Consider the following 13,355-nt stretch of genomic DNA (forward strand, 5'->3'; position numbering starts at 1 on the left):
AGCGGCGGTATCGCTCGGGGCACCCCCCACCCCAACCCTCCCCCACAAGGGGGGAGGGAGCGCACTGTCCTCGGCGTTATGGCTCGCGTCACCACAGCCAAATCACTCACATCGAAACACGTTCTTCCTGATCGTGCCGTGCACGCCCCAATTGGCGTCGACCACCTGGGTGACGCCAAAATCTGCGCCGACGGACATCAGCGAGATCGCCTCGTCCTCGCTCAGGTGATGCACCGTCATCAGAAAGCGGCGGAGTTTCCGGAAGGCATCACGCATGGCGCGGTCGAGGCTGGAATGGTTGGCGATCTCGGTCTGCGCATTGGCGCCGAGCTCGGCGAGATAGTTCGGATAGGTGAAGCCGTAGACCGACCACGCCTGGTCCGTCTCCAGCATCGGGTGCGTGAGGCCCTCGAGCGGGGTGCCGCCGAGATCGCTCTTCTTGTGCAGAATGAACTCGAAGTCGCCGGTCAATGACGTCTCGATCGCGGTGCCGCCGAGCTCGCTGTCGCCCTGGGCGGCATGGGGATCGCCGACCGAGAAATAGGCGCCGGGCACGGCCACCGGATAATACATCCGCGCGCCCTTGCCGATGCGCCAGTCGTCGATGTTGCCGCCGGTGTAGCTCGGCGGAACTGACGAGACGTAGTCGGCCTCGGACGGCGCGAGACCCATGGTGCCGAAATGCAGCCGCGCCGGCACCTTCACATTGGGCAGAATGTTCTCGCGCTTCCTGATCGTGGTGTGGTCGACCGGCAAGCCGGGATAGTCGATGGTCGGATGTACGATGCCGTCGGGATCGATCTGCGGCGTCCAGACGTAGTTGTAGACCGCCTTGGCGAACGGCTCGCCCGCGGTGTCCAGCTCGAAGATGGTGATGACCTCGCGCGGCTTCGGCTCTTCGATCAGGTCATGATAGTGAAAGCCCCAATTGGCGGCGGCGTTGGAACCGAAGCATTTGCCGGCATGGCAGCCGCACTGGCTCGGCCGCGGCCGGATGTCGAGGATGCGCACCTCAAGCACGTCGCCGGGCTCGGCGCCCTCGATCGCGACCGGGCCGGTCATCACATGCACGCCGATGCCTTCGCCGGAGCCGCGGATGAACGGGCCTTCGGTCGGACCCGAGCCGCGCCGCGCCACGGCCTTGTGTTCTTTCGTCCATTTGAACACGCTCTCGGCGCCCGGATCGTCCTTGATCATGCGCTCATAGTCGTCATTGGCGTGATGCGTCAGGGTCTCGATCGTGGCGCGATCGCCGGAGCGCAAGGTGAGCGCCGGCGTCACCACCTTGGAGAAATAGCCCCAATGGACGGTCTTGTCGGACACCGGCAGCAGATGGTGCTTCATGCGAGGGCCTCTTTGCTCAGAGATCGAGGATGTTGAGAATTTGGTGGAGCGTGCTCATGCCGCCGCCTCCTTCGGTCGCTCGGCATCCATCACCGAGAGGAAGCGCGCCGTCAGCGGATGGCGCGGGTTGGTCAGCACCTCGTGCGCCGGTCCTTCTTCGAGGATCACGCCGCCGTTGAGGAAGGCGACGCGGTCGGCGACCTCGTCGGCGAAGCGGATCTGATGCGTCGAGATGATCATGGTCAGCCCGTCGTCGATGGCGAGCCGGCGGATCACCTCGAGCACTTCGTTGACCAGCTCGGGATCGAGCGCCGAGGTCGGCTCGTCCAGCAGCAGCACGCTCGGGTTCGGCGCCAGCGCGCGGGCAATGGCGACGCGCTGCTGCTGGCCGCCGGACAGATGCCGCGGCAGCGCATCGGCGCGATGCGACAGGCCGACGCGGTCGAGCAATTCGGCGGCACGGCGCTCGGCCTCGAAGCGGCCCATCCCGTGCACCCAGCGCAGCGGACCCGCGATGTTCTCCTTCGCGGTCAGATGTCCGAACAGATTGAATTGTTGGAACACCATGCCGACGCCGACATTGGCTCGCTCATTGGCGATCGCGCGCGGTGACAGCCTGCGGCCCTGGTCGTCGAAGCCGAGCTTGCGGCCGCCAACGCGGATCTCGCCGGCGTCCCAGTTCTCCAGGTGATTGATGCAGCGAAGCAGCGTGCTCTTGCCGGAACCGGAGGGGCCGAGCAGCGCGATCACCTCGCCGATGCGCACGGTGAGATCGAGCCCGTCGAGCACCTTGTTGCCGTCATAGGCCTTGCGCAGCTCCTTGACCTCGACCGCGACATTGTTGCGGGCGATGGTCGTGGCGCGCCTGGCGCGGTCTTCGATCGACAAGGCGAGCGGCGGCGTTTCCTTGAGCTCGGCTGGCTCGGGCTGGGCGGCGTCGGTGGCCGTAGAGGTCTTCTCAGCGAGTTGAAGCTTCGTCCCGAGATCGGCGCGGCGCCACGGAAGGTAGTCGGCAAGCTTGCGCGGCTTCGCCGTGCGGTCGAGATCGAGCAGCCACTCCAGCGCCAGCTGGATGACGCTGATGGCGCCGGTCAGCACCAGATAGATCAGGCCGGAGGCGAAGAAGATCGAGAAGAAATCGAAGGTGGAGGACGCAAGCTGGGTCGAGCGCAGGGTCAGCTCCTGCACGGCGATCACGGACGCGAGCGAGGAGTTCTTCAGCGCGCTCACCGCCTCGTTGCCGAAGGCCGGGATCATGGTGCGGATCGCCTGCGGCGCGATGATCCGGCGCAACAGCACGGATGGCGTCATGCCGAGCGCCTGGCCGGCCAGCAACTGGCCGCGATCGACTCCGAGCACGCCGGAGCGCAGCATCTCGGCAATGAACGGCGCCTCGTTGCAGGCGAGCGCGAGGCCCGCTGCGAGAACAGCCGGCAGCTTGATGCCGATGTGCGGCAGCGCGTCGTAGGCGAACACCATCTGCAGGATCAGCGGCGTGCCGCGAAAGATCACGGTGTAGCCGCGCGCGATCGCCGCCAGCAGCCGGAACCGGCTGAGCTGCATCGCCGCGAGGATGAGGCCGAGAAGGAGGCCGCCGATCAGGCCGAGCGCGGTGACCTGCAGGGTCAGCTCGATGCCCTGCAGCAGATACGGCATGCTGAGATAGTGCAGGAAGAGGGACATCGGAGATCGACCTGGCTGCGTAGGGTGGGCAAAGGCGCGACGCGCCGTGCCCACCGTGATCATCGTGTGGAAGCAATGGTAGGCACGCTACGCTTTGCCCACCCTGCGAATCTTGCGTACGTCGCACGCGTCCGAGCTGGGATCGTCGGCGGTTGCGAAGCTCAGCGTTCTGATCGTAGCTGAGCAAACCGCCGCTGCTTGACGCTGCTACTGTGAGGCAAACCATCACCGCGGCGGTGCAGCGCTCCCTCCCCCCTTGTGGGGGAGGGCTGGGGAGGGGGGTACCCAGGAAAGACTTCCCGTGTGGACCCCCACCCCCGACCCCTCCCCGCAAGGGGGAGGGGAGCGCACCGTTGCTGTGGCAGCAGTTTCGCTTTCGAAGCCGCGCGCCTGTTAGTCCGCCGTCAGGATGTCCGGTTCCTTGAAGTTCGCCGGATCGAGCTCCCACTTCTTCAGCAGCTCCTGGTGGATGCCGGCCTTCTGCACCTCGATCAGCGCGGCCATCACGGCGTCGCGGAATTTCGGCTTGTCTTTCGGGACTGCGATGCCGACCGAATAGGGGATGGTGACCGCGATCGCCTTCTCCAGCTTGTCCGGATAGGCCTTCACCGCCTGGTCCACCGTGTTCACGTCGTTGATGTACGTGTCGGCACGGCCGGCCAGGATCGCCTGGATGCAGTTGGCGTTGTTGTCGTAGAGCTGCAGGGTCGGCTCCGGCTTGCCGGCCGCCTTGCACTTCGGTCCCATGTCCTGCACCAGCGGCACCTCGACGAAGCCGGTGTTCTCCGCCGCGGCGGCGCCGCACAGGGTCAGGTCGATGCCGTGGATGCCTTTCGGATTGCCCTTGGCGACCAGCACGCCGTCGAACACCTTGGAGTAGGTGATGAAGTCGGCCGCCTTGGCGCGCTCCTTGGTGGCGTAGATATCGGAGATCACGATGTCGGCCTGGCCGCTGGCCAGCGTCGTCAGCAGGGCCGCGAACGTCACCGGCTTGTAGGTGAGCTTGAAGCCGAGGCAGTCGCCGATGGCCTCGCCGAGGTCGATGTCGAATCCGACATATTTGCTCGGATCCTTCGGATCGATCGATTCGTAGCCCGGCGTGTGCGGGTTGATGGCGTTGACGAGCGTCTTGCCCTTCCAGTCCGGATATTTCTCTGCCAGCGCCGCGCAACCCGCCGGTGTTGCCGCCTGTGCGTCGATGGGGGCGAGAAGTCCTGCCGCGATGATGGCGCCGAGCGCGGCAAGCCACACGCGCTTCGCCCCAGTGAATAGCCTCGTCTGCATGTTGCCAGCTCCTTCGAACGATGATGTCGCGCTGGTCCGGCGGTGCACGGGTGCCGTCGCCCGGTCCAAGCTCGGAGGCAAGCTTAGGTGCGCGCCCACGCGGGTGACTTGTCCGAGGGCGCACAAAATATTGCACCGCGCCGGTGCAAGAATTGAGCACGGTCTGCCCAAAACCGCGCCGCTGCGACCGACGAACGCGCGTGTCACGAGCTCCCGTCGCCGCCTCGGCGACCGCCTGCTGGGTGACATGAGCCCTTGACCTGCAGCATGATTGCGATGAGTGAGTTCAACTCGCTCCGATCATTGGCCAGGACTGCGAATTCGCCATGCCGCTGCTGCATCGTCTCATCCGCAACGACAGCCCCCTGATCGGCTTCACGATGGACGGCGTGCCCTGCGAGGGCCGCGTTGGCGACAGCGTGCTCACGGCGGTGCTCTGCCAGGGCGAGCGGCTGCGCGAGAGCGAGTTCTCCGGCGCGCCGCGCGCCGGCTTCTGCCAGATGGGGGCGTGCCAGGATTGCTGGGTTCAGCTCGAAGGCGGCGAGCGGCTGCGCGCCTGCACCACGCCGCTCGCTCAGGGCATGCACATCATCACGGGGCGTGCACACCGTCATGGCTGAGCGCGCTCCGCCACTGATCGTCGGCGCCGGCCCGGCCGGCATCCGCGCCGCGATGACGCTTGCGGCGGCCGGCTTGCGGCCCATCGTGATCGACGAAGGCCATGCTTGCGGCGGCCAGATCTATCGTCAGCCGCTGAGCCCCGACGGCCGCGATGCCAGGGCGCGCTACGGGTCCGAAGCCGCGAAGGCCACGCGCCTGCATCGGGACTTCGCAGCGCTTGCGTCCCACATCGATTATCGCCCGAGCACCCTGCTGTGGAACCTGCGCGATGGCGCCGCGGACACATTGCGCGACGGTGTCAGCCGGCGCGTGAGTCATGACGGGCTGATCCTGGCGACCGGCGCCACCGACCGCGTGCTGCCGATTCCCGGCTGGACCTTGCCGGGCGTGTTCACGCTCGGCGGCGCGCAGATCGCGCTGAAGGCGCAGGGCTGCGCGATCGGCCGTCGCGTGGTGTTCGCCGGCTCCGGCCCGCTGCTCTATCTCGTCGCTTGGCAGTATATGAAAGCCGGCGTCGAGGTCGCCGCCGTGCTCGATGCGGCGCCGCTGTCGGCGAAGCTCAATCTGCTGCGTGCCTTGCCGCTGGCACCAAGCCTCGTGCTGCGCGGGCTGCGCATGGCGGTCGAACTGCGTCTGGCCGGCACGCGCGTGCAGCTCGGCATCACGAGCCTGCGGATCGAAGGCGAGGGCAGGGTCGCGCGCATCGTCTATCGGACGGGTGACCGCGAGCACACGATCGCCTGCGATGGCATCGGCTACGGCTTGAACCTGCGCTCGGAGACGCAGGCCGCCGATCTCGCCGGCTGTGCCTTCCGGTTCGATTCTCGCGACCGCGCGCATCTGCCGCTGCGCGATGCCGCTGGCCGCAGCAGCGTCGCCGGAATCTATCTCGCGGGCGACGGCGCCCGCATCGCAGGCGCCGACGCGGCGGAGGCCGCGGGAGAGCGCGCGGCGCTGGCGCTGCTGGAGGATCGCGGACTGCGATATGATGCTGCACGCGCCGCCAGCCTCGAACGCACGCTGGCGCGGATCGACAGGCTGCGCGTTGCGCTGGAGGCGGCGTTTCCCTATCCCGCGCATTGGGCGGACGACATCGCCGATGACACGCTGCTCTGCCGCTGCGAGGAGATCAGCGCCGGCGATGCGCGTCGTGCGATCGCGGATTTCGCGCTCACCGAGATCAACCGGCTCAAGGCCGTGACCCGCGTCGGCATGGGCCGTTGTCAGGGCCGGATGTGCGGCGCTGCCGCCGCGGAGCTGCTGGCTGCGCAGGCGCGCCACGACATCGGCGCCGTCGGCCGGTTGCGGAGTCAGGCGCCGATCAAGCCGATTCCTCTGGCCGCGGGTTCGCTCGTCGATGCGAGGCAGCATGACGCGGCACATTGATTGCGACGTCGCGATCATCGGCGGTGGGCTGGTCGGCAGCTCCGCGGCGCTGGCGCTGCGCGGCATGGGCTTGTCCGTCGCGCTGCTCGACAAGGGTTTTTGTGGCGCGCAGGCGAGCGGGGTGAACTACGGCGGCGTCCGCCGGCAGGGCCGTCCGCCCGAGCAGCTGCCGCTGGCGCAGCGGGCGCATGCGATCTGGCCGCGGTTGTCGCAGCTGATCGGCATCGACGGCGAGTTCATGCGCTCCGGCCATCTCAAGCTCGCGCGCAACCTCGCCGACATGGCGAACCTGGAGCGCTACGCCGCTGATGTCGCGCCATTCGGTCTCGATCTCGAACTGGTCGGCCACAATCAGCTGCGCGAGCGCTTCGGCCTCGCGGAGGGCGCCATCGGCGGCTCGTTCTCTCCCGGCGACGGCCACGCCAATCCGCGGCTGGTCGCAACCGCCTTTGCCGCCGCCGCCCGCCGCGCCGGGGCGGAGGTGCTGGAGACGACGGAAGTCGCAGGCGTCACCCGGACATTCGAGGGCTTTGCGCTGGAGGCGCGCGATGTCGCCATCAAGGCGCGCACGATCATCAACAGCGCCGGCGCCTGGGCGGACAGCTTCGCGCGTGCTTTCAACGAGCCGGTGCCGCTGGCGCGCACGTATCCCGCCATGATCGTGACTGAGCCGCTCGATCCGTTCCTGGCCGTCAACATCGGCATGGAGGGCGGCGGCATCTACGCGCGACAGGTCTCGCGCGGTAATGTCGTGGTCGGCGGCGAACGCGGCGCGCCGCTCGACGATCCCGACTACTCACGCCCACACAGCGACGGCGTGCTCACGATCATGCAGCGCGCGAGCGAGCTGTTCGGTCCGCTGCGCCATGCCCAGGCGATCCGGTTCTGGAGCGGCACCGAGGGCAACATGCCCGACGGCAATCCGGTGATCGGTCCGAGCGCGACGACGCCGGGCCTCATCCACGCCTTCGGCTTCTCCGGCGCCGGCTTCCAGATCGCGCCGGGGGTCGGCGAGGTGCTGGCCGAGCTGGTGCGCGACGGCCAGACATCGACACCGATCGCGCCGTTCGCGATCACGCGGTTCTCATCCGGATCGTAGACGGGCGCGGTGCTGAAGCCATCGTAGGGTGGGCAAAGGCGTTCCGCGCGATGCATCGCATCGCGTGGAGCGGCGTGCCCACCGGACCGAGCACGAATGCGGTGGGATGGTGGGCACGGCGCAGTCGGGCAGCGGCCACGGGAACTAATAGACGGGCGCGCCTTTGCCCACCCTACGGTTTCGCCGGATAGCTCGTCGCATACGCCTCCGTCAGCGCCTCGTCGAGTTGCCGTCCCGCATTGAACCCGGAGAGCGTCGCGGGCCGCGTCACGCCGGCCAGCAGCCGGCCATCCGGCTCCGGCGCGCCGAGCACGGTGCGCACCGGAATGCGCTCGGCATAGATCGGCAGCGCATAATCCTCCTCGTCGTCGATCACACCGGCGGCGCGGATCTTGGCGGACGCCTTGTCGATCTGCATCGACACGACCGACGTCGCCTTGATCTCCTGCTCCGTCGTCGGGCGCAACATGGCGGTGCGACCTGGAAACAGACGGTCGACCATCATGGTCAGCGCCCGTGCCTTCTCGGCCTCATCATCGATCAGCCGGGCGTGGCCGAACGCCATCACCGAACGATAGTCGGCGGAGTGATGAAAGGCGCTGCGCGCCAGCACCAGAGCGTCGAGCCGAGTCACCGTCAGGCAGGCCGGCTGCCCTTCGGACAGGTTGCGCAGCATGCGGCTGGCGCTTGAGCCATGCCAATACAGCGTCGTCGCCTCGCGCCAATACAGCGTCGGCGTGCAATAAGGCTGGCCGTCGATGACATAGGAGACGTGACACAGCGTGCCGGCGTCGAGCAGCGCATGCACGGTGGCATGATCGTAATGCGCGCGCTGATGCCGCCGCTTGACGCGGTTGGTGTCGTCGACGGGATAGCTCGCCACTGATTGCTCGAACATCGTCATTCTCCTGTTCCCGCCGCCATCATGCCATGGCAAAGTGGTTGCCGGGAGTTCCACTTGGGTGTCAAAACGAACAACCACTTCGCGACGACGGGACGATGTGCTGGCGCTGCCGATCAGGCTCGATCGCGCCATCCGCAGCCAGTCGCAGCAGGTTCACGCCGCGTTGCGCGCCGGCATCGTCGACGGCCTGCTGGCGCCGGGTCTGCGGCTGCCCTCGACCCGCGGGCTCGCGGAGCAACTGGGTGTCCGGCGCAACGCGATCGTCGCCGCCTATGAGGCGCTGCTGTCGGACGGTCTGATCGAGGCACGGCACGGCGCGGGCACTTATGTGGCCGCCGAGCTGCCATCGCCGCAGCCGCCGGCTCCGGCCGCCGAGCTGGAGGTGAGGATTCCACCGCGCCGGCCGTTCACGCTCGGCGTCACGCTGGTCGATCCGATGCTGCTGAAGCGGCTCGCCGCTGCCAGCCGCCGCCGCATTGCGCAGGCCGCGCCCGACGATCTCGGCTACAGCGATCCGCGCGGCAGCCTGCATCTGCGCACGCAAGTCGCGCATTATCTTGCTGCCAATCGTGGCGTGCGCTGTGATCCCAGCTGCGTCCTGATCGTGAGCGGCACCCAGCACGGACTGCGCCTGTGCATCGACGCGCTGTTGCCGCCAGGCGATCCCGTCTGGTTCGAGGATCCCGGCTATGCCGCCTCACGTTACACGCTGACGACGACAGGGGCGAAGCTGGTGCCCGTGCCGGTCGATAGCGAGGGCCTCGTCGTGAGCGCGGGAGAGAAGGCGAACGCAAACGCCAGGGCAGCCTACGTCACGCCGTCGCACCAGTTTCCAATGGGCGTTGCGATGAGCATGGCCCGGCGGATTGCGCTGCTCGACTGGGCGCGCCGCTCCGGTGCCTACATCCTTGAGGACGATTATGACAGCGAGTATCGCTTCGCCGGCCCGCCGCTCACGGCGCTGGCTGGCATCGGCGCCGAGCGCGTGATCTATCTCGGCACCTTCGGCAAGACGCTGTTCGCCGGATTGCGGCTCGGCTATCTCGTGGTGCCCCCGGAGCTGGTGCCGCGTGTCGTCGCCGCGCGCGCGGCGCAGGATCGCTTCCCGCCGGCCTTCATGCAGGACGCCCTGGCCGACCTCATGGCCGACGGCGTGGTCGCCGCCCACATGCGCCGGATGCGTCCGCGCTATCGGCAGGCGCGCGACGTCGTTGCCGAAGCCCTCGCGAAGCATGGCAAAGGCAGTCTGCATCTGGATGCGCCGTCGCAGGGATTGCATCTGCTGGCGACCTTGCCGTCAGGAGCGCCGAAAGGCGCGGCCAGGTTGATCCGCGAACGCGCCGGCATCGAATGCCGGCTGTTGTCGGACGCGCGCATCGTTCAGCGCGGGCCAGACGGATTCATCCTCGGCTATTCCGGCTTCGCGGCGAAAGATCTCGCCGATGCCGCCAGGCGGCTCGGGCGTGCGGCACAGGAGGTCCTGGCGAGTTCATCGGGCGCGCGCCGAGCTGTCCGATGAGCGGCGTGCGGGTGTGATCCATTCGGCACGTCGGGCAAATCAGTCCGCGTGACGGGCACGTGCGGAGCGAAAAGAATGGTGAAGCCACGCCCGCATGCAGCAGGGACGCCGCGGATTTCGTCAATCCGTTCAAGGCACCTTTGACGTGAAACACGCGCGCTGCATTTTTCGCTTTCGTTTTTACGGAAATCATGCTCTGGTGCCGCATCCCGCCTCGTTGCAGAGGGCGTAGCGCGCGATCGTCACGACACGCGAGGTGGGGAAGCGATGGCCGCGATGGAGCCGCAGCGTATCCTTGTGATGCGCGGACGAACGGCTCGGCGCGGACGTGAAGTCGCAGGGTCCTGATACCCCGACGCTGGTATCAAGCCGCGTGGCGCCGATGCGCCGCGTGGTGATGGTGGCCAATAAGCCCGGCGCACCAGGGAGACTGCGTATAAGCGTTAAACCCATCGCGCAGGGAATGCCGGCGTGTTCGGCTTTGCCTGTGGTACTGCCGCCTGCATTTTTTTCTGCAGGCGGGCCATGGGTGAGGTCGTCACCCGGCATTCCCTGCGCCTCTGCAGTTCTGCAAGGCGCGACTACTGGAAGACCTCGGGCATTCCGTGCCGCGAGAGCGCGCCGTCATGTCATCATGTTCGAGATGGAGATCGAATGAGACGAGTATTCGCGCGTTGCCGTCACGCGGCCACGAACTCATTCGTAAGGATTGTGCTCGGCATTCGTCATCGTCTGGCGCACCCGGCGCAACGTGATGGGGGTGCCGTCGGAGACGAACTGCAGCTCATAGGCGCGGCCGCTATCGTCCTTGGCCGAGCAGGTTACGCTCGTCACCTTGAGCATGGCGAAATTGCCGACCTGCCGGCACGAGCCGGACGAGCCCTGCGCCGCCGGCACGGGAATGCCGTCGACCTTGGGGCGATGCTTGGAGTTCAGCAGCATGCGATCAACCGGCAGCTCGTAGACGTTCTGCAGCGAGCGTTTGCCGTTGATGCCGGAGAAGGCGATGATGTGACTCTCGTCGGCGGGATCGTCGAGCGCGACCGTGAAGTGGGCGCGGCCCTTCTCGCTGTGGAAGAACGCCACCGTCTTGCAGGGGAATTCACGGCCGTCGACCTTCAGCGTGCGGCAGGTGCCGGACATCAGCGCGTAGAGATCGATGTCGGGCCGCTCCTCCGGCGAACCGGCCAAGGGCAACGGCTGTTGAGCTGCGCACGGCATGGCCAGGCTGAGGCCAAGGGCGATGGCGGCGAGGCGAGGATAGTGCAAGGGCATGCGCGGCTGCTTGCCTTAGAATCGGGAGGGCGACACGAGGTTAGCGATGTGTCAGCTTTGCGGCAAAAAGAGGTCTGAGCAGGGCCTGCTTGCATGGAACGGGAAGGCTGCGCGCAGCGCTGCCAGCGGGCTGAAGCCTGCGAAATCGATAGAAAGGCCGCTGTGCTGCTTGTATGGAACTTTACGGCCGTCGACGGCCGATGACAAGAATGAGGGGGAGGAACTGATGACATTGTCGCGTCGCGGCATTCTTTCGGCCGCACTGAGCGGAGCGGCCTTGGCGGTCTCGGGCCAGGCGAGGGCGCAATCCTTCGCCTTCAAGCCGAACCAGCGCTATCCTGATCCGGCGGTCGAGATCCTTGATCCGAGCTTTGCCAAATACCGGCTCTACAGTTCGACCGTGGAGCAGGTCGCCAGCGGCATGCGCTGGGCCGAGGGGCCGGCCTATTTTCCGGAGGAAGGCTATCTGCTGCTCAGCGACATCCCGAACAACCGGATCATGAAGTACAGCGAGAAGGACGACAGCTTCACCGTCTTCCGCAGTCCGTCGAACTACGCCAACGGCAACACCCGCGACCGCCAGGGCCGGCTTGTCAGTTGCGAGCATTCGGTGACGCGGCGCATCACCCGCACCGAGAAGAACGGCACCGTGACGGTGCTCGCCGACAGCTTCGAAGGCAAGCGGCTCAATGCGCCGAACGACATCGTGGTGAAGTCCGATGACACGATCTGGTTCACCGATCCCGTGTTCGGCATCGGCGGCAATTGGGAAGGCTTCAAGGCCAAGCCCGAACAGGCCAGCACCAACGTGTTCCGGATCGGCACCGACGGCAAGCTGACGGCCGTCATCACCGACCTGGTCAATCCCAATGGTCTCGCATTCTCGCCGGACGAGAAGAAGCTCTATGTCGTCGAGTGGAAGGGCACGCCGAACCGCAGCATCTGGAGCTACGACGTCAATGCCGACGGCAGCGTCGGCAACAAGGTGAAGCTGATCGATGCCGCCGACCAGGGCTCGCTCGACGGTTTCCGTGTCGATCGCGACGGCAATCTCTGGTGCGGCTGGGGCTCGAACGGCGCGCTGGCTGCCGAGCCCGTGGATGTCAACGGCCGCAAGGTCTATCCGCTCAAGGCCAAGTCGGAGGATCTCGACGGCGTCATGGTGTTCAACCCGCAGGGCAAGCCGATCGGCTTCATCCATCTGCCGGAGCGTTGCGCCAACCTGACGTTCGGCGGGCCGAAGAACAACCGGCTCTACATGGCGGCGTCGCATTCGCTGTACGCGCTGTATGTCGAGACGGAAGGCGCGGTGTAGGACAGCCGGAATGGCGTGGATGGGCCTTGGAGTCGTTTCCACTGCTCTTCCGCGCCAGAGCGGCGCGGCGGCGAAATGCGTGAGGCTACTTCGCCGCCGGTGCCTGCACCTTCTGCTTCCACAGCGCCCAGGCGCGGTCCATGATCACCATGTTGACCGCGTCGGCCTTGGTGGCCTCCTCGGGACTCAGGAAGCTGATCTCGCTGCCGAGCCCGATCGCCTGCGCCTGCAGCTTTGCGTTCACGTCGGTGTAGTAGGCACGGAAGACGGCAGCCTTGATCGACGGTCCGACCGCGACATCGCCATGTCCGCGCATCAGCACGACGGACTTGTCTCCGAGCGCAGTCGCGAGCGACTTGCCGATCGCATTGTTGCTGACCAGCATGTTGGTCGCGCCGAACGCCTTGCCGATGTCCCACACCGGCGCGCCTTCGCCAAGAAAGGCGGCGTTGTGATAGAGCGGCTTCAGCGGCGTGCGGCTGACGCTGAACGGCACGACGCCCGGCGAATGGGTGTGCACCACCGCCTTCACGTCGGGGCGCGCGCGGTACATCTCGGCATGGATGAAGCGTTCGAGAAAGACGGCGCGGCCGCGGACATCGACAGCCTCGCCATTCTCGTCGAACTCCATGACGTCGTCGGCCGTGACCTGCGCCGGCGCGACGGAGCGCGGCATCAGGAAATGGCCGGGGTTGGTGGGATGTCGCGCACTGACATGGCCGAAGGCATCGACGACGCCGAGATCGGCGAGGATGCGGCTGCCTGCGGCGATGTCCTCGAGCAGCTCGTGGGGGACGCCGGGCATGGCGTCCTGGGCGCGGGAGGGCGTGGCGGAGAGGAGGAGGGCGGCGATCGCAATCGCGGCGACGCTGTTGAAGTTCGACATCTGCGAGTTCCCCCTGGCGCCTGTTGTCTCGGCTTGCCG

At 66.8% G+C, this 13,355-nt stretch carries 12 protein-coding genes; 5 read left to right on the plus strand and 7 right to left on the minus strand.

Annotated features, from left to right (window positions below):
- Positions 1-102: 102 nt before the first annotated feature.
- The 3 genes from ACQR1I_RS05160 to ACQR1I_RS05170 all read right to left on the minus strand — a co-directional run bounded on the left by ACQR1I_RS05160 (position 103) and on the right by ACQR1I_RS05170 (position 4,311).
- On the minus strand, positions 103-1,344 hold the full coding sequence (locus ACQR1I_RS05160; RefSeq protein ID WP_434867701.1) for an acetamidase/formamidase family protein: 1,242 nt from the start codon (positions 1,342-1,344) through the stop codon (positions 103-105).
- 54 nt (positions 1,345-1,398) lie between these two features.
- Positions 1,399-3,027, minus strand: coding sequence for an amino acid ABC transporter permease/ATP-binding protein (locus ACQR1I_RS05165; protein ID WP_434867700.1), 1,629 nt, complete (start codon positions 3,025-3,027; stop codon positions 1,399-1,401).
- Between the two features lie 393 nt (positions 3,028-3,420).
- Positions 3,421-4,311 (minus strand): ABC transporter substrate-binding protein, encoded by an 891-nt coding sequence (locus ACQR1I_RS05170; protein WP_434867699.1) that lies wholly within the window; start codon positions 4,309-4,311, stop codon positions 3,421-3,423.
- A 326-nt stretch (positions 4,312-4,637) separates the two neighbouring features.
- On the opposite strand from ACQR1I_RS05170, the gene ACQR1I_RS05175 reads away from it, so the two are divergent.
- The 3 genes from ACQR1I_RS05175 to ACQR1I_RS05185 are packed head-to-tail and all read left to right on the plus strand — an operon-like array spanning position 4,638 to position 7,417.
- On the plus strand, positions 4,638-4,931 hold the full coding sequence (locus ACQR1I_RS05175; protein ID WP_434867698.1) for a (2Fe-2S)-binding protein: 294 nt from the start codon (positions 4,638-4,640) through the stop codon (positions 4,929-4,931).
- A complete protein-coding gene (locus ACQR1I_RS05180; RefSeq protein ID WP_434867697.1) occupies positions 4,924-6,318 on the plus strand; it encodes an FAD-dependent oxidoreductase in 1,395 nt (464 codons plus the stop codon). Before ACQR1I_RS05175 ends, ACQR1I_RS05180 begins: the two co-directional genes overlap by 8 nt.
- A complete protein-coding gene (locus ACQR1I_RS05185) occupies positions 6,302-7,417 on the plus strand; it encodes an NAD(P)/FAD-dependent oxidoreductase (RefSeq protein WP_434867696.1) in 1,116 nt (371 codons plus the stop codon). Before ACQR1I_RS05180 ends, ACQR1I_RS05185 begins: the two co-directional genes overlap by 17 nt.
- Before the next feature lie 172 nt (positions 7,418-7,589).
- Here ACQR1I_RS05185 and ACQR1I_RS05190 read toward each other — a convergent pair whose 3' ends face one another.
- Complete coding sequence (locus ACQR1I_RS05190) at positions 7,590-8,315, minus strand: pyridoxamine 5'-phosphate oxidase family protein (RefSeq protein WP_434867695.1); 726 nt, start codon at positions 8,313-8,315, stop codon at positions 7,590-7,592.
- Positions 8,316-8,379: 64 nt separating this feature from the next.
- Here ACQR1I_RS05190 and ACQR1I_RS05195 point away from each other — a divergent pair, with 64 nt between their 5' ends.
- Positions 8,380-9,840 carry a PLP-dependent aminotransferase family protein gene (locus ACQR1I_RS05195; RefSeq protein ID WP_434867694.1) on the plus strand — a complete coding sequence of 487 codons (1,461 nt, stop codon included), beginning with the start codon at positions 8,380-8,382 and terminating at the stop codon, positions 9,838-9,840.
- Between the two features lie 189 nt (positions 9,841-10,029).
- On the opposite strand, the gene ACQR1I_RS05200 is transcribed toward ACQR1I_RS05195, so the two are convergent.
- The gene (locus tag ACQR1I_RS05200) at positions 10,030-10,389 is read right to left on the minus strand and encodes a hypothetical protein (protein ID WP_434867693.1); all 360 of its coding nucleotides are present in this window, start codon (positions 10,387-10,389) and stop codon (positions 10,030-10,032) included.
- Between the two features lie 147 nt (positions 10,390-10,536).
- Complete coding sequence (locus ACQR1I_RS05205) at positions 10,537-11,115, minus strand: hypothetical protein (protein WP_434867692.1); 579 nt, start codon at positions 11,113-11,115, stop codon at positions 10,537-10,539.
- A gap of 226 nt (positions 11,116-11,341) precedes the next feature.
- On the opposite strand from ACQR1I_RS05205, the gene ACQR1I_RS05210 reads away from it, so the two are divergent.
- Positions 11,342-12,430: an SMP-30/gluconolactonase/LRE family protein gene (locus ACQR1I_RS05210; RefSeq protein WP_434867691.1), complete on the plus strand. Its 1,089-nt coding sequence runs from the start codon at positions 11,342-11,344 to the stop codon at positions 12,428-12,430.
- A gap of 85 nt (positions 12,431-12,515) precedes the next feature.
- Here ACQR1I_RS05210 and ACQR1I_RS05215 read toward each other — a convergent pair whose 3' ends face one another.
- Complete coding sequence (locus ACQR1I_RS05215; RefSeq protein ID WP_434867690.1) at positions 12,516-13,316, minus strand: class II aldolase/adducin family protein; 801 nt, start codon at positions 13,314-13,316, stop codon at positions 12,516-12,518.
- Between the last annotated feature and the right edge of the window lie 39 nt (positions 13,317-13,355).

Origin of the sequence: Bradyrhizobium sp. HKCCYLS2038 (genome assembly GCF_051167655.1) — a bacterium.
Classification (GTDB): Bacteria; Pseudomonadota; Alphaproteobacteria; order Rhizobiales; family Xanthobacteraceae; genus Bradyrhizobium.

Bases quoted from the DNA above. Each gene is read 5' to 3' on its own strand.
- ACQR1I_RS05200 (WP_434867693.1), bottom strand. From the start codon at position 10,389: ATGCCGGGTGACGACCTCACCCATGGCCCGCCTGCAGAAAAAAATGCA.
- ACQR1I_RS05210 (WP_434867691.1), top strand. From the start codon at position 11,342: ATGACATTGTCGCGTCGCGGCATTCTTTCGGCCGCACTGAGCGGAGCG.
- ACQR1I_RS05180 (WP_434867697.1), top strand. From the start codon at position 4,924: ATGGCTGAGCGCGCTCCGCCACTGATCGTCGGCGCCGGCCCGGCCGGC.
- ACQR1I_RS05175 (WP_434867698.1), top strand. From the start codon at position 4,638: ATGCCGCTGCTGCATCGTCTCATCCGCAACGACAGCCCCCTGATCGGC.
- ACQR1I_RS05165 (WP_434867700.1), bottom strand. From the start codon at position 3,027: ATGTCCCTCTTCCTGCACTATCTCAGCATGCCGTATCTGCTGCAGGGC.
- ACQR1I_RS05190 (WP_434867695.1), bottom strand. From the start codon at position 8,315: ATGTTCGAGCAATCAGTGGCGAGCTATCCCGTCGACGACACCAACCGC.
- ACQR1I_RS05160 (WP_434867701.1), bottom strand. From the start codon at position 1,344: ATGAAGCACCATCTGCTGCCGGTGTCCGACAAGACCGTCCATTGGGGC.
- ACQR1I_RS05215 (WP_434867690.1), bottom strand. From the start codon at position 13,316: ATGTCGAACTTCAACAGCGTCGCCGCGATTGCGATCGCCGCCCTCCTC.
- ACQR1I_RS05205 (WP_434867692.1), bottom strand. From the start codon at position 11,115: ATGCCCTTGCACTATCCTCGCCTCGCCGCCATCGCCCTTGGCCTCAGC.
- ACQR1I_RS05185 (WP_434867696.1), top strand. From the start codon at position 6,302: ATGACGCGGCACATTGATTGCGACGTCGCGATCATCGGCGGTGGGCTG.
- ACQR1I_RS05170 (WP_434867699.1), bottom strand. From the start codon at position 4,311: ATGCAGACGAGGCTATTCACTGGGGCGAAGCGCGTGTGGCTTGCCGCG.